The sequence below is a fragment of the Sphingobium sp. MK2 genome (assembly GCF_040170545.1).
In the GTDB taxonomy this organism is placed as follows: domain Bacteria; phylum Pseudomonadota; class Alphaproteobacteria; order Sphingomonadales; family Sphingomonadaceae; genus Sphingobium.
On sequence record NZ_JAZDXA010000046.1, the window covers coordinates 1 to 19253 of the forward strand.

The 19253-nt window shown below is 63.9% G+C and carries 22 protein-coding genes; 8 read left to right on the forward strand and 14 right to left on the reverse strand.

Annotation, left to right across the window (positions count from 1 at the left end):
* Positions 1-147 precede the first annotated feature (147 nt).
* Both V2I08_RS17170 and V2I08_RS17175 read right to left on the reverse strand, forming a co-directional pair.
* Positions 148-444: a type II toxin-antitoxin system RelE/ParE family toxin gene (locus V2I08_RS17170; protein ID WP_310227070.1), complete on the reverse strand. Its 297-nt coding sequence runs from the start codon at positions 442-444 to the stop codon at positions 148-150.
* Entirely contained in the window at positions 441-713 is a 273-nt protein-coding gene (locus V2I08_RS17175) for a type II toxin-antitoxin system ParD family antitoxin (RefSeq protein WP_405053667.1), read from the reverse strand. The genes V2I08_RS17170 and V2I08_RS17175 overlap by 4 nt, the downstream gene beginning before the upstream one ends.
* A gap of 840 nt (positions 714-1553) precedes the next feature.
* Between V2I08_RS17175 and rplJ the strand changes: the two genes are divergently transcribed.
* Both rplJ and rplL read left to right on the forward strand, forming a co-directional pair.
* Positions 1554-2069, forward strand: a complete 516-nt coding sequence (gene rplJ / locus V2I08_RS17180) for a 50S ribosomal protein L10 (protein ID WP_349636150.1) — start codon at positions 1554-1556, stop codon at positions 2067-2069.
* Positions 2070-2143: 74 nt separating this feature from the next.
* Positions 2144-2518 (forward strand): 50S ribosomal protein L7/L12, encoded by a 375-nt coding sequence (gene rplL, locus V2I08_RS17185; RefSeq protein ID WP_310227063.1) that lies wholly within the window; start codon positions 2144-2146, stop codon positions 2516-2518.
* 121 nt (positions 2519-2639) lie between these two features.
* Here the strand turns inward: rplL and V2I08_RS17190 are convergent, their stop codons facing one another.
* The 7 genes from V2I08_RS17190 to ptsP all read right to left on the reverse strand — a co-directional run bounded on the left by V2I08_RS17190 (position 2640) and on the right by ptsP (position 10637).
* Complete coding sequence (locus V2I08_RS17190) at positions 2640-2981, reverse strand: hypothetical protein (RefSeq protein ID WP_349636151.1); 342 nt, start codon at positions 2979-2981, stop codon at positions 2640-2642.
* A 76-nt stretch (positions 2982-3057) separates the two neighbouring features.
* Positions 3058-5004 (reverse strand): ATP-dependent zinc metalloprotease FtsH, encoded by a 1947-nt coding sequence (ftsH, locus tag V2I08_RS17195; RefSeq protein WP_349636152.1) that lies wholly within the window; start codon positions 5002-5004, stop codon positions 3058-3060.
* A gap of 64 nt (positions 5005-5068) precedes the next feature.
* Positions 5069-5260 (reverse strand): hypothetical protein, encoded by a 192-nt coding sequence (locus V2I08_RS17200; protein ID WP_349636153.1) that lies wholly within the window; start codon positions 5258-5260, stop codon positions 5069-5071.
* A gap of 119 nt (positions 5261-5379) precedes the next feature.
* Entirely contained in the window at positions 5380-6321 is a 942-nt protein-coding gene (tilS, locus tag V2I08_RS17205) for a tRNA lysidine(34) synthetase TilS (RefSeq protein ID WP_405053668.1), read from the reverse strand.
* On the reverse strand, positions 6312-7244 hold the full coding sequence (locus tag V2I08_RS17210; protein ID WP_349636154.1) for a hypothetical protein: 933 nt from the start codon (positions 7242-7244) through the stop codon (positions 6312-6314). Before V2I08_RS17210 ends, tilS begins: the two co-directional genes overlap by 10 nt.
* 72 nt (positions 7245-7316) lie before the next feature.
* Complete coding sequence (locus V2I08_RS17215; protein ID WP_349636155.1) at positions 7317-8273, reverse strand: RodZ domain-containing protein; 957 nt, start codon at positions 8271-8273, stop codon at positions 7317-7319.
* A 90-nt stretch (positions 8274-8363) separates the two neighbouring features.
* Positions 8364-10637: a phosphoenolpyruvate--protein phosphotransferase gene (gene ptsP, locus V2I08_RS17220; protein WP_349636156.1), complete on the reverse strand. Its 2274-nt coding sequence runs from the start codon at positions 10635-10637 to the stop codon at positions 8364-8366.
* A 17-nt stretch (positions 10638-10654) separates the two neighbouring features.
* Here ptsP and V2I08_RS17225 point away from each other — a divergent pair, with 17 nt between their 5' ends.
* From V2I08_RS17225 to V2I08_RS17240, 4 genes are all read left to right on the forward strand, one after another.
* The gene (locus V2I08_RS17225) at positions 10655-10786 is read left to right on the forward strand and encodes a hypothetical protein (RefSeq protein WP_349636157.1); all 132 of its coding nucleotides are present in this window, start codon (positions 10655-10657) and stop codon (positions 10784-10786) included.
* A gap of 43 nt (positions 10787-10829) precedes the next feature.
* Complete coding sequence (locus tag V2I08_RS17230; protein WP_349636158.1) at positions 10830-11996, forward strand: pyridoxal phosphate-dependent aminotransferase; 1167 nt, start codon at positions 10830-10832, stop codon at positions 11994-11996.
* A 235-nt stretch (positions 11997-12231) separates the two neighbouring features.
* A complete protein-coding gene (locus V2I08_RS17235) occupies positions 12232-13671 on the forward strand; it encodes an ABC transporter substrate-binding protein (RefSeq protein ID WP_349636167.1) in 1440 nt (479 codons plus the stop codon).
* Positions 13672-13690: 19 nt separating this feature from the next.
* Positions 13691-14113, forward strand: a complete 423-nt coding sequence (locus tag V2I08_RS17240; RefSeq protein WP_349636159.1) for a DUF4112 domain-containing protein — start codon at positions 13691-13693, stop codon at positions 14111-14113.
* A 3-nt stretch (positions 14114-14116) separates the two neighbouring features.
* Here V2I08_RS17240 and V2I08_RS17245 read toward each other — a convergent pair whose 3' ends face one another.
* Both V2I08_RS17245 and nadC read right to left on the reverse strand, forming a co-directional pair.
* A complete protein-coding gene (locus V2I08_RS17245; RefSeq protein WP_349636160.1) occupies positions 14117-14956 on the reverse strand; it encodes a ribonuclease T2 in 840 nt (279 codons plus the stop codon).
* Positions 14949-15797 carry a carboxylating nicotinate-nucleotide diphosphorylase gene (gene nadC / locus V2I08_RS17250; RefSeq protein WP_349636161.1) on the reverse strand — a complete coding sequence of 283 codons (849 nt, stop codon included), beginning with the start codon at positions 15795-15797 and terminating at the stop codon, positions 14949-14951. The genes V2I08_RS17245 and nadC overlap by 8 nt, the downstream gene beginning before the upstream one ends.
* Before the next feature lie 84 nt (positions 15798-15881).
* Between nadC and V2I08_RS17255 the strand changes: the two genes are divergently transcribed.
* Together V2I08_RS17255 and V2I08_RS17260 are read left to right on the forward strand one after the other, a co-directional pair.
* Complete coding sequence (locus V2I08_RS17255) at positions 15882-16133, forward strand: type II toxin-antitoxin system Phd/YefM family antitoxin (RefSeq protein WP_310227041.1); 252 nt, start codon at positions 15882-15884, stop codon at positions 16131-16133.
* A complete protein-coding gene (locus V2I08_RS17260) occupies positions 16130-16558 on the forward strand; it encodes a type II toxin-antitoxin system VapC family toxin (RefSeq protein ID WP_349636162.1) in 429 nt (142 codons plus the stop codon). The genes V2I08_RS17255 and V2I08_RS17260 overlap by 4 nt, the downstream gene beginning before the upstream one ends.
* Before the next feature lie 6 nt (positions 16559-16564).
* Here V2I08_RS17260 and nadA read toward each other — a convergent pair whose 3' ends face one another.
* Genes nadA through V2I08_RS17275 form a run of 3 tightly spaced genes read right to left on the reverse strand, consistent with a single transcriptional unit; the run spans position 16565 to position 19164 of the window.
* Entirely contained in the window at positions 16565-17551 is a 987-nt protein-coding gene (gene nadA, locus V2I08_RS17265; protein ID WP_349636163.1) for a quinolinate synthase NadA, read from the reverse strand.
* A gap of 33 nt (positions 17552-17584) precedes the next feature.
* Complete coding sequence (locus V2I08_RS17270) at positions 17585-18304, reverse strand: DUF4230 domain-containing protein (protein WP_349636164.1); 720 nt, start codon at positions 18302-18304, stop codon at positions 17585-17587.
* Positions 18289-19164 carry an MBL fold metallo-hydrolase gene (locus V2I08_RS17275; protein WP_349636165.1) on the reverse strand — a complete coding sequence of 292 codons (876 nt, stop codon included), beginning with the start codon at positions 19162-19164 and terminating at the stop codon, positions 18289-18291. The genes V2I08_RS17270 and V2I08_RS17275 overlap by 16 nt, the downstream gene beginning before the upstream one ends.
* Positions 19165-19253 lie beyond the last annotated feature (89 nt).

Genomic DNA, 19253 nt, shown 5'->3' on the forward strand with positions numbered 1-19253 from the left:
GACGCCTCCCTCAAGTGGTGTTCAACACCTCCACTTTCGCACATCGATGCCGTCGGGGGGCGTCCACCCCATCACCCATCCAAGCCATCAACCGATGCGATGGCCGACAATCAGGTGTGCCGTCAGTCGGCGACGGTCGACGCGCACTTAGTTTAGTTGCAACGCAGCGTCGTGATCCTGTCCTGGCCCGATGATCCGGTGGACGAAGATGCGGTCCGGCTCAACAGAATAGAGGATCCCATATCCCTTGTGAGACCGGCGCCTGATCCCATAGTGTTCGTAGCGCGGGACCAGCGGGAAGGCGCGCGGCATTTCGCCTATATGTTTCGCGGTCGCGCGCAGTTCGCCGACGAACGAGATCGCGCGCGTGGGGTTGTCTTTCCCGATATAGTTTTGAATGCCCTCGATATCGCGCCTAGCTCTTGAGGACAGCGTGACCTTCATTGATGCGATGCACCGCTCGCGCTTTTCTGGATGTCGGCAATGATCGTGTCGCACACTTCATCAAGATCATGACCGCCACCGGCCTTCATCTCCTGAAGGCTTTCGTCAATCGACGCATCGAGTTCCTTCAGCCAGCGTTCTTCATTCACGATCATGCTTTGGTCGCGGCGGATCAGGTCGCGCACATAGTCGCTGACGCTGGCATATTGGCCGCTGTCGATACGGTTCTGCACATAGTCCCGCATGGGTTCGGGCAGAGAAACATTCATCGTAGCCATTGGCAGATACCTCCGATCATTCTCATATGGCAAAAATTGCCATAGCCTTCAATCCCCCTCGGCTCCGTTCGATTACACACCTTCGGGGGCCGTGATAACTTCATGGCGCAATGATAGTGTTGATAATCGACAAGCGCGAACCGGCTGCTTGTCCCGATGAGCGGCCATCGCCTTATCCCACCTCATGACAGCTATGCTCTTCCAGCAGAGGATAGCATTCGCCACCTTCCAAAGTAGGAATTTCTCTGGTTTATCCTCATAGATGGACAAGCCTGCCGCGTCTTCCCTCACCTGCCCACCCCGCCCATACCGGAGCGCCACACGGGCGCGTCATGATGACCTGGTTGTGACCCGACAGGCGCGTGACAGGCGCGTCTGGCTTACCCATTCATGGCCTCACGCCGACTTTGCCATTACCTCGTCACCCCATTTTTCCCCATTTTGCGTCGGCGCACCCCGACGACGGTGTATACTTCGACGCTGGCGCGCTACTGTGACCCACAGCGCCGCCCACGCTCCACCAACCCGCGCCAGAATCCACGTGACATCGCCGCCCCGACTCTGTAAGGGCGCGGCAGCAGACCGGGGCAGCAATGCCGTCGGCCTTCCGTCCGAGACAGTTGGTGAAGGGAATATGCCCTTCTTAATGTCCAGCCTAGACGGGGAAAAGTTCTTTACCGAACGGGCGATTCGCCCGATTCGGGTCTGCCTGTTCCAGTCAAACGGACGCGGGCCAGTCGATCTCTCCCCTTCGGACTTAGTGCCCCGTGGCTTACCCCACGGGTTTCAAGCGTTCGTCGGATTTCCGGCGAACAGAAAGTGGAGAATGGCATGGATCGTAATCAGAAAGCTGAGGTCGTTTCCGCGCTGAACGCAGAGCTGGCAGAAGTTGGCGTGGTCGTTGTGACCCGCAACCTCGGCATGACCGTCGCCCAGTCGACGGTTTTGCGCCAGAAGATGCGGGAAGCGGGCGCGACCTACAAGGTTACGAAGAACCGCCTCGCTCGTATCGCCCTTGATGGCACCGACTATACCGGCCTCAGCGCATTGCTGACCGGCCCCGTCGGCCTCGCCACCTCGGCCGATCCGGTTGCAGCCGCCAAGGTTGCAGTCGAATTCGCAAAGACCAACGACAAGATCGAAATCGTTGGCGGCGCGATGGGCGGAGTGCTGCTCGATGCAGAGGGCGTCAAGGCGCTCGCATCGATGCCGTCGCTGGATGAACTGCGCGCAAAGCTGGTCGGCCTTCTGGTCGCTCCTGCTACCAAGCTCGCAACCGTCACCCAGGCACCGGCAGCGCAGCTTGCGCGGGTCTTCAACGCCTATGCGGAGAAGGAAGCGGCATAAGGCTGCCCCCTCCCCCTTTTCGTTTGACTCATCATCTGACGGGGCACGCTGCCCCAAAGTAAGGAATAATATACATGGCAGACATCAACGCACTGGTCGACCAGCTCTCGGCCCTCACCGTCCTCGAAGCCGCCGAACTGTCGAAGGCTCTGGAAGAAAAGTGGGGCGTTAGCGCCGCTGCTGCCGTCGCCGTCGCTGGCCCGGCCGCTGGCCCCGCCGCCGCCGCTGTTGAAGAGCAGACCGAATTCGACGTCATCCTGACCGGCGACGGTGGCAAGAAGATCAACGTCATCAAGGAAGTCCGCGCCATCACCGGCCTGGGCCTGACCGAAGCCAAGACGCTGGTCGAATCCGCGCCGAAGGCCGTCAAGGAAGGCGTCAGCAAGGACGAAGCCGAGAAGGTCAAGAAGCAGCTTGAAGAAGCCGGCGCGACCGTCGAACTCAAGTAATCGGTGCGCCCCGCTTCCTGCGGGGCACAGCGTTCCAGCTTCGGCTGGACGAATATCGGGCGGTTCCCTTTCGGGCACCGCCCTTTTTCGTAGGGTGCGGCACGTTGTGCGGCGCGCGGCGCTACAGACCCGCCGCCCTGCGCGTCAATTGCGCCAGTTCGGTGAACAGGCCTTCATCCACCGCCTTGAAGTTGAAGCAGGTCTTGCCCTGCCGCCTTTTGGCCAACGCAGGCGACACACTCTCCGACAGCGCCAGATCGCCATAAAGCGGCATCAGATGATAGGCGACATAGCTCTTCTTGACCGTCACCGTCCCGAACCAGCCGGGCTGCCCGGTCTTGGGATCGAGGAGGGAGGTCCGCACGATCAGGTCGCCCGTCTCGTCCTTCGCCACCACCTGCCCCGGCGCATTGTCCAGCATGATCTCGCGCAACCGCGCATAGACGCTACCGAACGCCTCCATAATCTCCCTCCCCCAATCAACACCAAAAAAGGCGCCACCTTGCGGTAGCGCCTCCTTTTTCAACCTTTCACCATTCTTACGCCCCGGCAGGAGACGGATCGCCGAACGGTCCCTTGCGCTTGCGCGTCTTGGGGATGGACGATCCCGCCGCCGGAATGACCGAGGGCTTGATCGTGGTCCCGTCGTCGCGGGTGATCTCACCCTTTTCGAGCAAAGCCTTGATCTCGTCGCCGCTCAGCGTTTCATATTCCAGCAGCGCATTGGCCAGCAGATGCAGCTGGTCCTCATGGCCCGTCAGCAATTCCTGCGCACGGGCATAGCCCTGCTCCACCAGCCCACGGATTTCCGCGTCGATCAGCTTGGCGGTCTCGTCCGACATATGCACACGCTGGCTTTGCGAATAGCCCAGGAAGGTCTCGCCCTGCTGCTCTTCATATTGCAGCGGCCCCAGCTTGTCGGACATCCCCCATTGCGTGACCATGTCGCGGGCCAGCTTGGTGGCGTACTGGATGTCGCCCGATGCGCCGCTCGACACCTTGTCATAACCGAAGATGATTTCCTCGGCGACGCGGCCGCCCATGGCGACGGCCATGTTCGCGTGCATCTTGTCGCGGTGATAGCTGTAGCTGTCGCGTTCGGGCAGGCGCATCACCATGCCCAGCGCGCGGCCGCGCGGAATGATTGTCGCCTTGTGGATCGGGTCCGACGCCGGTTCATGCACGGCGATGATCGCATGGCCGGCCTCATGATAGGCGGTCATCTTCTTCTCATCATCGGTCATGACCATGGAGCGGCGTTCAGCCCCCATCATCACCTTGTCCTTGGCTGCTTCGAACTCGGACATGGCGACCAGCCGCTTGCCCCGCCGCGCCGCCATCAGCGCCGCTTCGTTGACCAGGTTGGCGAGGTCCGCGCCGGAGAAGCCGGGCGTGCCACGCGCAATGGTGCGCGGCTCGACGTCGGGCGCCAACGGCACCTTCTTCATATGCACGGCCAGGATCTTCTCGCGACCCTCGATATCGGGACGGGGCACCACGACCTGACGGTCGAAGCGGCCCGGCCGCAGCAGCGCGGGGTCCAGCACGTCGGGGCGGTTGGTCGCTGCGACGATGATGATGCCCTCATTGGCCTCGAACCCGTCCATTTCCACCAGCAACTGGTTCAGCGTCTGCTCGCGCTCGTCATTGCCATTGCCCAGACCCGCGCCACGATGGCGACCGACCGCGTCGATTTCATCGATGAAAACGATGCAGGGCGCATTCTTCTTCGCCTGTTCGAACATGTCGCGCACACGGCTTGCGCCGACGCCGACGAACATCTCGACAAAGTCGGAGCCGGAGATGGTGAAGAAAGGCACGCCCGCCTCGCCCGCGATCGCGCGCGCCAGCAGCGTCTTGCCGGTGCCGGGCGAACCGACCAGCAACGCGCCCTTGGGGATTTTGCCGCCCAGACGCGCGAACTTGGTCGGGTCTTTAAGGAACTCGACGATTTCCTCCAATTCCTCGCGCGCTTCATCGATGCCCGCGACGTCCTGGAAGGTGACTTTGCCATGCTTTTCGGTCAGCAGCTTGGCCTTGGACTTGCCAAAGCCCATCGCGCCGCCCGCGCCGCCACCCTTTTGCATCTGGCGCAGCACGAAGAAAGCGATGCCCAGGATCAGCAGGAACGGCAGGGATTGATAGACGAGGATCATCCAGAAGCTTGGCTGCGCTTCGGCCTGGCCTGAATATTTGACACCATTCTGGTCGAGCAAGCCGGTCAGCGCCGGATCGGCCACAGGCAGCGTCGCAAAGCGGTCGCCGTTGGCCAAAGTTCCGGTGATCTTGTCCGGCGCGATGGCGACGTCCTTGACCTGGCCTTCCTGCACCTTGGCGCGGAATTCGGAATAGGCGATCTCGCTGCCACCGGCCCCAGTCGGCCGTTCGAACATCGACACGAACAGCAGCAGGGCGACGATCACCCCGGCCCATATCATGGCGCTCTTCATCCAGGGATTGGTCTGCGGGTCTTTCTCGTCGTTCATCTGCACTCTCTTTCACCCGCCAAGATAGGGCGCATCCGCAAAAGCGCAAGCGCGCCGGACCTTGTCAAATGCCGATCAAAAAGGTCGCAACCATATAGGTCAGCGCGAGCGCAAGCCCGCCGGACAGGCCGCAGAGCAGATAACCGGCATAGAGCAGCAACGGCGGGTGCGGACGGGCTACCCTGCGGTTCCGCTGCGCCGCCGAAAGAATGATACTCGCCAACAGGCCGTAAGTCAGTGCTGCAAATTCCACCATGACGATTCCCCGCTAAAAACAGATGCAGGATTACCCCTAAGCACGGTCATGAAAAGGTCATTGCAGTGCAATAAAAAGGTAAAGCGTGGCGCACTTAAGGCCAATTGCGGAACTTTTCCTTATGGGCGGTTCGAGCGTCGACAGGGCGCGCGATAGAGCCGCCAGATGACGCCCCCAGACAGCAGCCAATCCCCCAGACTCGCCTGCCCGCCTGCCTGCGCCATGCCGATCGCCCGGTCGATCGTGTCGCCGCGCGGCATCATGTCCGCGCCGACCTGTGCCAGCATCGCCAATACCAATCGCCGCAGATATTCGCGCGGCAAGTCGGTGCGATCGAGCGTCGCGCCGTCTTCCCCGGCGCGGACATGGCGCGCCACCAGTTCGCCCACGCTCCAGCCAAGAGCGGCTTCCGCTTCCGCCAGCGCTGCGGCGCTGCGCCCCGCCGCGATCGCGTCGAGCCAGTCCACATCGGCCAGCGCCGTCCGCAACGCCGCCCGGTCGAACCGCGCATCGCTGTTGGACGGATCATCGACATAGGGCAGCGCCTGCGCCCGCGCAAAGTCCAGCAACGCCGCCTTGCGCGCCGCCAGCAGCGGCCGGATCACCCGCCCCGACCGCGCCCGCACCCCGGCCAGTCCCGCAACCCCCGATCCCCGGTTGAGCCGCATCAGCAGGGTTTCCAACTGATCGTCGGCATGATGCGCGGTCATGATCCAGTCGATCCCCTGCGCGACCCGCCACCGTTCGATCGCGGCATAGCGCTGCGCCCGTGCCCAGCCCTGCACATTGCCGCTGACCGGCGCATCCGGCTGCACAATGGCGTGAGAAATCGCCCGCGACGCGCACCAGCCCGCGACCATCGCCGCTTCATCCGCCGATGCCGTGCGCAGCCCATGATCCATCGTCACTGCCGCCACCTGGCCGACAAAGGCGCGCGCCGCCAGCGCCAATAACGCCATGCTGTCCGGCCCGCCCGACACGGCGACACCGAAACGCTGCCCCTGCGTCGTTCCAATGATCGCCTGCGTCGCGGCGATCAGGCCGTCCTCATTCAGTTGCACTTCGCCTTGGTGCGTCCCTGCGCCATCATGCCGCGCAGGCTGGACGAGAGGCTTTCGCCATAGACCTGTTCCAGCTCCGCATAGACTTTGCAGGCATCGGCGGGCTTTTTAAGCTGGATCAGCGCTTCGCCCAGATAAGCGAGACTGTCGGCCGCGCGATCGCCACGCGGGCGCTTCTGATAATTTTCATAAAAGGCGACTGAGGCGAGCGCGGGCTTGCCATCGTCGAGATAGGCGCGGCCCAGCAAATTCGCGGCGCGGCTGGCCACCGACGCGCTGCCATATTTATCGACCGTCGCCTTCAACTGCGCCTGCGCTTCGGGATAAAATTTGGCGTCCCACAGGCGATAGCCATAGGTGTAGGCGTCCATTGCCGCGTCGCCCGTATCGGGCCGCTCGATCGCAGCGACCGCCGTCTTGCGCGCCTCGCTGACGGGTGCGGCCGCGACGGGCTTGGGCGCAGCGGCAGCAGGCTTGGCGGTGACAGGAGTCGGGTCTGCTGCAACCGGCGCAGCGACGGTTGGCCGGGTTGCCACCGGCACTTCGGCCGGGACAAGGCGCGCGTCGGTATCCGCCTTGTAGCGATTGAAGGCGTCTTCCAACTGCTTGAGCTTGAAGCTATTTTCCTCGACCTGCCCGGTGATCGACGAGAGCTGCGATTCCAACGCGCCCACCCGCGCGGTCAGGTCGGAAATCGGCGAGGAAGACGGCGATCCCGGCGCTATCGTCGGCGTTGTCGGCCGGGTGATCTGCGCCTCGATCGGCGTTCCGGCGGGAAACACCTTGCGCTGCACCGCGCGCATTTCCTTTTCCAGCCGATCGACCCGGCCTTCCACCGTTTGCGCCGACACCGGCGGCGCGAGCGCCAGCAGCAACGGCGCGCTCCACGCCATGGCAGATGTCGCGAATAGGACGTGACGCATGATGTTCCCCGACTAACTCTTACGCTTTAACCATAAGCCGTTATTCCGCGCGGTAAAGCGCGACGTGCATGGTTATTCGGGCGTCGCGGCGCCACTGCCCGATGGTGCCGCCGGCGCGGGCGGCGCGGCAGGGGCCGATGTTGCGCCCATGTCCGCATCGCTTGCGGCGGGTCGCGCCGCCGGGCGCGACACGCGCCGTTGCGGGGCTGGCCGGGCAGCGGGCGCGGTCGCGGCAGGCGTGGTGGCGGCCGCCGTGCCGCGCGCCAGCAGCGCTTCGGCGCTCACGGGCACATCGGCAATGGTGCGATCAGCCTCGCCCAGCGGCGGCACGGCCTTGCCCCCTACGGTGACAGACAAAGCCTGCGGGCGCCCCGTCAGGATCATCGGATTACGCGCATCGGGCGGTAGGGAGAAGGTATCCCCCTTCTTCATCAACCCGTCCTTCAATCGCTCGCCCGCCTCGTCATAGATGCGCAGCCACACATCATCGACCGCAGTGAACACGACCGGCTGCGACGCGGGAGCAGCCACCACGGGCGGCGCTGTTGCGGTCGGGGCAACCTGTTCGCGGGCGGCGACCTCCTCGCTCGTCGGCGGCGTAAAAATCTGCATCCGCCAGATGGTAAAGGCGGCCACCAGCAGGATCACGATAGCCGCCGCCGTCCAGGCCAGCGTGCGCGACGGCACGCGCGCCGGATCGGCGGGTTCGAACATCTCGTAGCGATTGGCATTGAGATCGGCACCATGCACGCCCTGGCGCACCTGCGCAGCGATCGCCACTTCGTCCAGCCCGACAGCACGGGCATAGGCCCGCGCAAAGCCGACCGCATAGGGAATGCCGGGCAAGGCGGCATAATCGTCGCGCTCGACCGCTTCGAGCTGACGCTGGGCGATCCGGGTGCGCGTCGCAATATCGGACAAGGACAGCCCCATCGCTTCGCGCGCGACGCGCAATTTCGCGCCGGGTGTATCGGGCTGCGTATCCGGTACGCTACCTGCGCCCGGCTCCAATTCCATTTCGTCTGCCATGCTGCTCCGCGACCTTAGAGTGAGGCCTTGTCTCACTGTGGGACGGGCGTTGTCAACGGCGGGGCACGCCTCTTTTCGTCACTTTCGCCTTCATCCCAGCTCGATATGCCGATCCTCCGCCCATTGCGTCAGCCGCGCGCGAATGTCGCGCTCGCCCGTGTCGAGCAGCTCGCGCATCAACGCCTGCACTTCACTCGCATCGATCGCGCGGATCATTGCCTTGACCGGCCCGACCGACGCGGGAGTGATCGACAGCCGCCGGATGCCAAGGCCGATCAGCGCCATCGCCTCCAGCGTCCGCCCGCCCATTTCGCCGCACACGCCCACGGGCACGCTATGCGCCTGGCATGTCCGCACCACCCGGTCGAGGAAGCGTAGGATCGCGATGCTCAGCCAGTCATAGCGTTCGGCGAGCTTGGGATGCGCGCGGTCGGCCGCGAACAGGAATTGCGTCAGGTCGTTGGTCCCGATCGATAGAAAATCGACGCGCGGCAACAATATGTCCAGCACTTCGGCCAGCGCCGGCACTTCCAGCATCGCGCCGTATCGCACCGCGATCGGTAGCTTCTTCTTGCGCGCCAGCAGCCATTCGCGCTGATGCTCGACCAGCGCGCGCGCTTCCTCATATTCCCACGGCTCCGACACCATCGGGAACATGACGTAGAGGATCTTGCCCGCCGCCGCCTCCAGCAGGGCGCGCGCCTGCGCCTTCATCAATCCGTCGCGATCCAGCGCCAGCCGCAGCGCGCGCCAGCCCATCGCCGGATTATCCTCATGCTCGTCATCCTCGCGCTGCATATAGGGCAGCGCCTTGTCCCCGCCGATGTCGACGGTGCGGAAGATGACCGGCCGGTCACCTGCCGCATCCAGCACATCCTTATAGAGCCGCTGCTGCTTTTCGCGCTGGGGCAAGGTGGCCGACACCAGGAACTGAAACTCGGTGCGAAAAAGCCCGATGCCGTCCGCCCCCACCATATCGAGCGCCTGCGCATCCTCGCGCAGCCCGGCATTGACCATCAGCTCCACCCGCTGCCCATCGGCGGTGACCGATGGCAGGTCGCGCATCGCGACGAACTCGGCGCGCCGCTTTTGCGTCACATGCAGCTTATTCTCGAACGCCTCGTCCATGTCGGCGGTCGGGCGGATCAGCAGGCTGTTGGCGTTGACGTCCATCAGGATGAGGTCGCCCTCATTCACTAGATGGCGGATGTCGCGCACCCGGCCCAGCACCGGCACGCCCATGGCGCGCGCGACGATGGTGACATGCGCTGTCAGCGATCCTTCCTCCAGGATCACGCCCTTCAACCGCCGCCGGTCATATTCCAGCAATTCGGCCGGCCCCAGGTTGCGCGCGATCAGGATCGCGTCCTGCCGCAACCCCATCTGCGCCGCCGTCCCCAACTGCCCCGACACGATCCGCAACAGCCGGTTGGCCAGATCCTCCAGATCATGCATCCGGTCGGACAACAACGGATCGTCGATCTGCCGCATCCGCATCCGCGTGCGCTGCTGCACCCGCTCGATCGCCGCCTCGGCGGTCAGGCCGCTGTCGATCGCCTCGTTGATCCGCCGCGTCCACCCCTCGTCATAGGCGAACATCTTGTAGGTTTCCAAAACCTCCTGATGCTCGCCCTCCATGCCGAACTCGGCCGCGCCGGTCATCCGGTCGATCTGCTCGCGCATCTTGGCAAAGGCGGAGATGACGCGCGCCCGTTCGGCCTCGGTATCCTCCGCGACAGTATGTTCGATATGCACGCGCGGCTGGTGGAACACCACATGCCCCCGCGCCATGCCCATCACCAGTTGCAACCCGTGCAGCAGCGTCGTGCCGGTATCGGTCACGCGCATCTCGCTTTGCCCGTCATCGGCCAGTTCGGCATTGGCGATCAGCTCCGACATCACCATCGCGACGGTCTGGAGCGCCTCTATCTCCACCTCTTCATATTTGCGCGGATCGGCATGCTGCACGCACAAGACGCCGATGGCGCGCTCGCGCCGCACGATCGGCACGCCGGCAAAGCTGTGGAACAATTCTTCCCCGGTTTCGGGGCGGTAGGCGAAGTCGGGATGCGAAGCGGCTTCGTCCAGGTTCAGCGTCTCGACATTGGTGGCGATCAGGCCGACCAGCCCCTCCCCCATCGCCATGCGGGTGACATGCACCGCTTCCTGCTTCAGCCCGCGCGTTGCGAACAGTTCCAGCACGCCTTCCCGCACCAGATAGATGGAGCAGACCTCGCTCGACAGCGACTCGCCGATCACCTCCACCACCTTGTTCAATTTCGCCTGCGCGCTGGTGCGCGACGCCATCACCTCCTGCAGGCGGATCAGGATCTGGCGGGCGGCGGCGGCGGGGGTGCTGGGCATGGCATCAGCGCTACCAGATGCGCGGTCTGCTTTCCAAGGCGATTCATGCAGGATTGATGACGGTTTCCGTTAACTATGGGACGGCCACCGGCATAAAATTGCAAAAATCGCCGGGCGGCATTGCGGAAATGACGCGCTGCTTCGTCTGATGCAATGAAGTTTCCGTTTTCTGGAACAGAGGGGACAATCGACATGACGATGATGCTGGACAAAGAAGCCAAGGACGATCTGATCGGGCGCGGCTATTCGCGCCGCCAACTGGGGCAGGTCGCAGCGCTGCTGGGCGCGGGGGTCGCGGCCAGCTCAATGCTGAGCGGCGCTGCCCTGGCGCAGCAGCAGGCCGGGCGCGGCATAAAGGGCGCGGTGCGCATCGGCGCGAACGAATGCTGGACCGGCCCCTTCCCCGCTGGCGTCGAAGCCATCGCCAAGGCTGGCTCTTTCGGCAACTGGTATGATCCCGACGATTATCGCGGCGAACTGGTCCAGACCGTCGCCTCGGTCGAAGGCATACCGGAATCGCATGTCATGGTGTGGCCGGGTTCGGGCGGCCCGCTGGTCAGTTCGGTCGCGGCCTTCTGTTCGCCGACCAAGGGTCTGGTCACCGCCGACCCGACCTTCGAATCGGCCTGGCGCACGGCCGATTACATGAAGGCTCCCATCGCCAAGGCACCCCAGGCCATCGGCAAGGGTCATGACGTCAAGGCGATGCTGGCCGCCAACCCCAATGCAGGCCTCTATTATGTCTGCACGCCCAACAACCCGACCGGCACCGTCACGCCGCTGGCCGACATCAAATGGCTGCTCGACAACAAGCCGGCTGATTCGATGCTGCTGGTGGACGAAGCCTATCTGCACTTCTCCGAATCGCCGAGCGCCGCCAGCCTGGTGGCGGGCCGCAAGGACATTATCGTCATGCGGACCTTCTCCAAGCTGTTCGGCATGGCGGGCATTCGCCTTGGCCTGACCTTCGCCGATCCCGATGTGCAAAAGCGCCTGATGCTGTTCGGCCCGACCGCCGGTGGCCTGTCGATCACCGCCATGGCCTGTGGCAAGGCGGTTTATACCGAAGCGGACCTCATCAAGGCGCGTCGCAACGAGATGATCGCCAATCGCGAGGAAACCATCGCCTGGCTGACCAAGAAGGGCATCGAAGTCCAGCCCGGCAGCGAAGCGAATATGTTCATGGTCAACTGGAAGAAGCCTGCGAAGGACATGCAGGCAGCTTTGGTCGCCGCGCCTGAAAAGGTTCAGATCGGCCGCAGTTGGCCCATCTGGCCCAACGTCTCGCGCGTGACCGTAGGGTCGGCCGAAGACATGGCCAAATTCTGCGCCGCCGTGGACAAGGTCTATAAGGCGTAAAGCCAACCGTCCTTCTGACGATCGAGGGGCGTCCGGGCAACCGGGCGCCCTTTGTCATTGGCATGGGATAGCGGGAATAGCAGAGGACTGACAAAGCAGGCGCCGAGAGTCTTTCAGCCTCTCCACCTGCCATGGCGGTTGGCGACGCGGCGATAGCGGGCTAGGTCTGTGTATCGCCATGTCCGCCCGCCTCTCCCTCCTGCGTCGCTATCGCCCCCTGTTCACCGCCGTCGCCATGTTCGCGACGATCGGCGGCTGCGCTCGTCAGAGTAGCGGCCCGGTGGTCGTCAGCGTCGTGGGCGACCGGGAGGATGTGACCAAGCCGCTCCAGCAACTGCCTGATCCGGCGGCCAAGCTGATATTGGAAGCCACTGCCCAGGGGCTGGTCAGCTTCGATGCCAGCGGCGAAATCCTGCCCGCCTTGGCCCAACGCTGGATCGTCGAGGATGAAGGGCGCAGCTACATCTTCCGCCTTCGCCGCGCCTTCTGGCCCGACGGCACGCGCGTCACGGCAAACGATGTCGCGCGCATGCTCTTGTCGCGGATCGTGGCCCAGCGTCGGCTTGATCCCGACGGGCCGTTTGACGCGGTGCAAAGCGTCGTGCCGATGACGGGCGAAGTGATCGAAATCAAACTGACCGTCGCCCGCCCCTTCCTGTTGCAGATGCTTGCGCAGCCGCAAATGGCAATCCTTTCGCGCGAAGGCGGCACGGGGCCCTATCGCGTTGCGCAACAGGGCAAGGCTTTGTTCCTGACCCCCGTGGATCGCGCCGCCAGTGATCGGGATGCCGTCGATGATGAGCCGGTGCCGCCATCGCAGACGCGCGTGCTGCGCGCCGAAAGCGCCGCGCTTGCCATCATCCGCTTTCGCGAGGGGCAGGCCGCGTTAGTGCTCGGCGGCCGCTTTGCCGACCTGCCTCTTCTCCTGCCCGCCGGGGTCGAGCGGGATGCGGTGCGAACAGATCCGGTCCAGGGCCTGCTGGGCCTGGCCGTTACCGGGCGCGGCAAGCTGCTGGATGATGATTATGTGCGCGCGGCGATCAACATGGCGATCGACCGCACCAGCCTGTCCGCCCTCTTCCCGCTCGGCGGCTGGGCCACCAGCGAACAGATATTGCCCTCCGCGCTCGACCTTGGCCGGTCGCCCACCGCCCCTGCCTGGGCCGGGCAGTCGATGGACGAGCGCCGCGCGCTGGCCAGCGCCACCATGACGCGGTGGCGGGCCGACAATGGCGATCCCCCGACGCTGCGCATCGCTCTGCCCGATGGACCGGGCGCAACATTGTTATTCGGCCTGTTGCGGCGTGATCTGGCCGCGATCGGCCTGACCGTGCAGCGTGTTCCGCTCGCGCAGAAGGACGCCGACCTGCGCCTGATTGACGAGGTTGCGCCCTATGACAGCGTGCTCTGGTATCTCGGCCGTATCGGTTGCGCCCGCGCGGTCCATTGCAGCGATGCCGCCGATGCAGCCTTGCAGACCGCAAGCCTCGCCAGCGAGAACGACAATCGCATCGCCCATATTTCACAGGCCGAAGCGCTGATGCAGGCGCATAATGGCTATATTGCGCTCGGCGCGCCAATCCGCTGGTCGCTGGTGTCCAAGCGTCTGAACGGCTTTCAATCCTCGCGCCGCGCGCGCCACCCATTGAACCATCTGTTCCGCCGCCCCAATTAGAGGGGAAGGAGACAGGCAGATGGCATTATCGCAGGACCAGTTCGAGCGCATGGTGCGCGACATGCCCGGTTTCGGCCGCGACCCCGCGTCGATACGCCGCCGGCTCGAAGCGATGGAATCGGTTCTGGAAGGACTGTTCGTAATCCCCGGCACCAACCGTCGCGTCGGTCTGGACGGCCTGGTCGGCCTCATCCCCATCGTCGGTGACCTCATCACGGCGGCAATGGGCGCGTGGATTGTGTGGGAAGCGCGCAATCTCGGCATGTCGAAATGGCAGCTTACCCGCATGGCGGGCAATATCGGCATTGATACGCTGGTGGGGGCCATTCCCTTTGCGGGCGACCTTTTCGACTTTCTCTACAAATCGAACACCAAGAATCTGCGCATCATCCGCAAGCATATGGACAAGCATTTCCCCGCCACCGCGACGATCGACGCCTGATCCTTACGGTTCGCTGCTGTTGGCAAGCGGCTGCACCTTGGGGTCCAGGTCCAGGATCAACGTCGGCTTGCGGGCGGGCGTGACGGCGGGCCTTGCCGACCTTGGCGCGGAGATCGCTGGACGGGTATAGGCGATGCGCGGTCCCGGCTCGATCCGCAGGAGGCTGGTCGGGGCCGCGCCACCCTGATGCGCCGGGCAGCGCGTATATTCCATCGCCCGGTCCATGCACAGCCACACTTCGCTCAGCCAATTGCCACGGGTCGTCGTCACCCGCAGCATATCGGCCCGCAGCCCCTTATTGGCGCGCGCAAACGCTTCGGCGAATTTCCCTACAGTCAGATTCTTGGTCGCGGCCAGCACGGTCATGTCGGGATAGCGCATCGATTGGTAGAAGGCGCGTGACAGGTTGAAATAGAGCTCCGGCCGGGTCGTCATGCAGGTGCCATGTTTGGCCCATTCATGCTGGATCAGTTGCACCGACGGCGTCGTGCAGAGATTAGCGCGGATCACTTCGCGCGGCACAAGGTCCGCTGCGCGACAATATTGCGGCCATTCCTTGCCGAACCCGTCGGGCCACAGGCCATGGAGGGTGAAGCCGAACCGCCCCGCCTTGCCGCCGCATTGCAGCGCATGTTTGTTGCCGCGCGCGGTCGAGCAGAATTGCGGCGACCAGCTCAGCGCCAGCGTATAGCTGCCGATCGGCAGGACGCGCTTGGGCTCCTTGGCGGTTGGCCCCTCGATATCGGGTCGGGCAATCTGTGACGGCAGGCGGCATTGGGCCGACTGCGCCAGCGCAGTGCCCGGCAGCGCGATCAGGCCCAAGACCGCCAGCGCCTTAAGCATAAGCGAAGTCCAGCCCGATGTCGGCGGCAGGCGCGGACTGGGTCAGCCGCCCGACGCTGATATAGGTGACGCCCGTGCTGGCCTTGGCGCGGATCGTGTCCAGCGTCACGCCGCCCGACGCCTCGGTCGGAACGCGGCCATCGACCAGTCCCACGGCCTGCCGCAGCATGGCAGCATCCATATTGTCGAGCAGTAAATGCGTCGCGCCTGCCGCCAGAGCCGGTTCGATCTGGTCGATCCGGTCGACCTCGACAATGATCCGCTCGACCCCAGCCTCGATCGCGCGGCGCACCGCTTCCTCGACCGACCCGGCCACCGCGACATGATTATCCTTGATCATCGCCGCATCCCACAGCCCCATACGATGATTGGTCGCGCCGCCCATGCGGGTCGCATATTTCTCCAACACGCGCAGGCCGGGAATGGTCTTGCGGGTGTCGAGCAGGATCGCGCCGATGCCCGCGATCGCATCGACATAGGCGCGCGTCATGGTCGCGATGCCGCTTAAATGCTGTACCGTGTTGAGCGCTGACCGCTCCGCCGTCAGCATCGCCCGCGCCCGCCCCCGGATGCGCAATATGTCGGTCCCCGCCGCCACCTGCTCGCCATCCTGGTGCAATTGCTCGATCTCGACATCGGGGTCGAGCGCCCGGAAAAAGGCGACCGCGATCGCCAGCCCCGCCAGCGTCACCGGATCGCGCGCATCCATCACCCCGTCGAAGATAGCATCGGCAGGAATCACCGCCTCGCTAGTAACATCACGGCCATCCGGGCCAAGGTCTTCGGCCAGCGTGGACGCGACGAAGGCAGGCAGGTCGAAATCGGGCAGGGAGAATGTCATGGCCTTCTCTAGACGGGCGATGTGGCGCGTCGCAACCTGTTTCGAAACTTGACTTAGTCCATGGACTAAGTCTATTAGTCCGTCATGTCTGCCACCATAAATGTCCATGAAGCGAAAACGCATTTTTCCAAGCTGCTGGAGCGCGCGCACGCTGGTGAGGAAATCATCCTTGCCAAAGCGGGAAAGCCCTATGCGAAAATGGTTCCGATCGACGCTGTTCGGGATCGGCCCAAGCGTCGCGGTGGTCAATTTGCTGGGCTCTTCACCGTGGGTGATGAGATTTTCGACCCGTTGCCCGAAGATGAGTTGCGTCTATGGGAAGGGCATGACGATTGAGCCTGTTGCTTGATACGCATGTGCTGATCTGGTGGTGGACGGATCGGCGGCTAATACCCGACATGATCGATTCATTGATCGAAAGCGGTGCTGACCGGATTTTCGTCAGTAGCGTCAGTGCATGGGAAATTGCGACCAAGGCGCGCTTGGGCAAGTTGCCACAACTCATGCCCTATCTCGATCGATACGAAGCAGCGGTAGCCGATGCTGACTTCCAGGAACTGAACCTGACGATGCGCCATGGTCTACGCGCGGGTGCCTATGAAGCGGCACACCGCGATCCTTTCGACCGCATGTTGGCGGCGCAGGCCGAACTGGAGGGCCTGACGCTGCTAACGCGCGACCCAGCATTCGCCGGTTTCCCCTGTGAAACGCTCTGGCACAAACCGCTGCTTAGCGAACATCGGCTTGCATATCGGAGCTGACACGCCTTACCGCGCCCCCAAATCCCCCAGACCCACCGTAGCGCTCGCCATCTCCAGCATCCTGTCCAGGCTCTTCTTCGCGCCCAGGCGCAGCGTTTCGTCCATTTCGATGCGCGGTTGCAGGTCGCGCAGCGCGAGGTACAGCTTCTCCATCGTGTTGAGCGCCATATAGGGGCAGATATTGCAGTTGCAGTTGCCGTCCGCGCCGGGCGCGCCGATGAACTGCTTGTCCGGCACCGCCTTTTCCATCTGGTGGATGATATGCGGTTCGGTCGCGACGATCAGCGTGTTACCCGGCATCGTCTTGGCGAAATCCAATATGCCGCTGGTCGATCCGACATAATCGGCATGATCGACGATATAGGGCGGGCATTCGGGGTGCGCGGCGACCGGCGCGTCGGGGTGCTGCGCCTTGAGCTTGAGCAATTCGGTCTCGCTGAACGCCTCATGCACGATGCACACGCCCGGCCACAACAGCATCTCGCGCCTGAGCTTGCGCGCGAGATAGCCGCCCAGATGTTTGTCGGGGCCGAAGATGATCTTCTGGTCCATCGGGATTTGCGACAGGATCTTTTCGGCGGACGACGATGTCACGATGATGTCGGACAGCGCCTTCACCTCGGCCGAACAGTTGATGTAGCTGAGCGCGATATGATCGGGATGGACTTCGCGAAACGCCTTGAACTGGGCGGGCGGGCAGCTATCTTCCAGGCTGCATCCGGCGTCCATGTCCGGCAGCACGACGATCTTGTCGGGCGACAGGATCTTGGCGGTCTCGGCCATGAAGCGCACGCCGCAAAAGGCGATCACATCCGCGTCCGTCTCCGCCGCCTTGCGCGATAGCTCCAGCGAATCGCCGACGAAATCGGACAAGTCCTGAATTTCCGGGCTTTGATAATAATGGCCCAGGATCACGGCATTGCGCTCCTTGCGCAGCCGCTCGATCTCGCCGCGCAGGTCCATGCCCTGCGGAATGCCGGTAAAAGCGTTCATGTGCCTAAAACTCCTCGGTCCCTTAACAGCGCCCTAGCGCTGCGCCTGCCGGTTGGCCAGCACCGCGTTGATCGGCGTGGTCACATCCCATTGTTCGCGATTGCGCCCGGCGCGTTCGGGCGGAAAGGTCACGATCACCCGCGCATCGCCATAGCCCGCCGCCGCCAAGGGTGCGGCCATCAATTTGGTCAGCGCGGTGCGGCCATAATCGCGCGCCTGCGCCATGCGTTCGGGGGCCTGCGCCTCCCGCTGGGCGCGGCTTTGCGCATGGGCGGAGACGCGGCGGCTCAATTCCTCGCCCGCCTGCCGCGTCACGAACATGCCCTGGGTGCGGACCAGCGTGCGGCGACTCTCATCGACATTGGGCTTGCCGGGCTTCACATCGGGCGCGTTGACGATCAGCGTGCGGGTCGCCTCGTTCCATTCCAGGTCGCCTTCGCCAAGGCGGCCGACATCGACGAAATAATCAACCGAGAAGGGCATTTTGACCACCTGATCGGACTTCAACAGCCCGAAGCCGCGCACATCCTGCGCCGTGCTCTGGACCGTGCCGGACAGTTCGGAGACTTTCAGGCTGCTCACCCCGGCGATCTTCGCCGCGATCACCTTGGTCACGGCGACGCCATCCTCCTCGACCGCGACCACATAGTCCCGGTCATAGCGCTGCCAGCCGACCAGCATCGCGCCGCCGACCAGCAACAGGATCACCACCGCCGCAATCGGCCCGGCATAGCGTTTCAGCGCATCTGCCATCGGTCCTCCGTCGCCGTCACCAGCCCGCGCTGATCCAGGTCGATCAGATGCGCCAGCACCGATCGCCCGGCGGCGGGATGCAGGCGCGGATCGACGCCCTTATACATTTCCAGCACCATGTCGGGGATGAGGCTGTCGCCATTCCGCTCCAGAAAGCGCAATATCTGCCCCTCACGCTGCTTGCGATGGCCCATCATGCCACGCACAAGCCGCTGCGGATTGTCGATCGGGTCGCCATGGGCGGGATAATAGATCATATCCTCGCGCTCCAGCAGCCGTTGCATCGAACGCATATAGGCGGCCATGTCGCCATCGGGCGGCGAAATCACGCTGGTCGACCAGCCCATGACATGATCGCCGGTGAACAATGCGCTTTCTTCGGCCAGCGCGAAGCACAGGTGATTGGACGTATGGCCCGGCGTCGCCACCGCTTCCAGGGTCCAGCCGGTGCCCGCAACCTGTTCGCCATCCGCCAGCACCCGGTCGGGGCGATAGGCCGCATCGAATGCCGCATCGGCGCGCGGCCCGTCATCCTCCAGCGTCAGCGGCGCGCAGCCAATCACCGGCGCGCCCGTGGCCTCGCTCAGCGGTCGTGCCGCCGGGCTATGATCGCGGTGCGTGTGGGTGCAGAGAATCGCCACGACCGGCCGCCCCGCGATCGCCGCCGTCAATGCCGCCAGATGTACGGGTTCATCCGGGCCGGGATCGATCACCGCGACGTCGGTCGCCCCGACGACATAAGTCTGGGTGCCGGTAAAGGTGAAGGGCGACGGATTGGGCGCCAGCACCCGCGCCACCAGCGGCGATAGCGGCATCGCCACGCCCGTCGGCAGGTCGGCCAGATCGAATGGAGGTGCCATCTCTCCCATGTGCCTATTTCCGGCCGGATTTCAAGATGGGGCTTGGGTGGCTGCGTGCGCCCATAAAGATCCTCCCCTAGAAGGGGAGG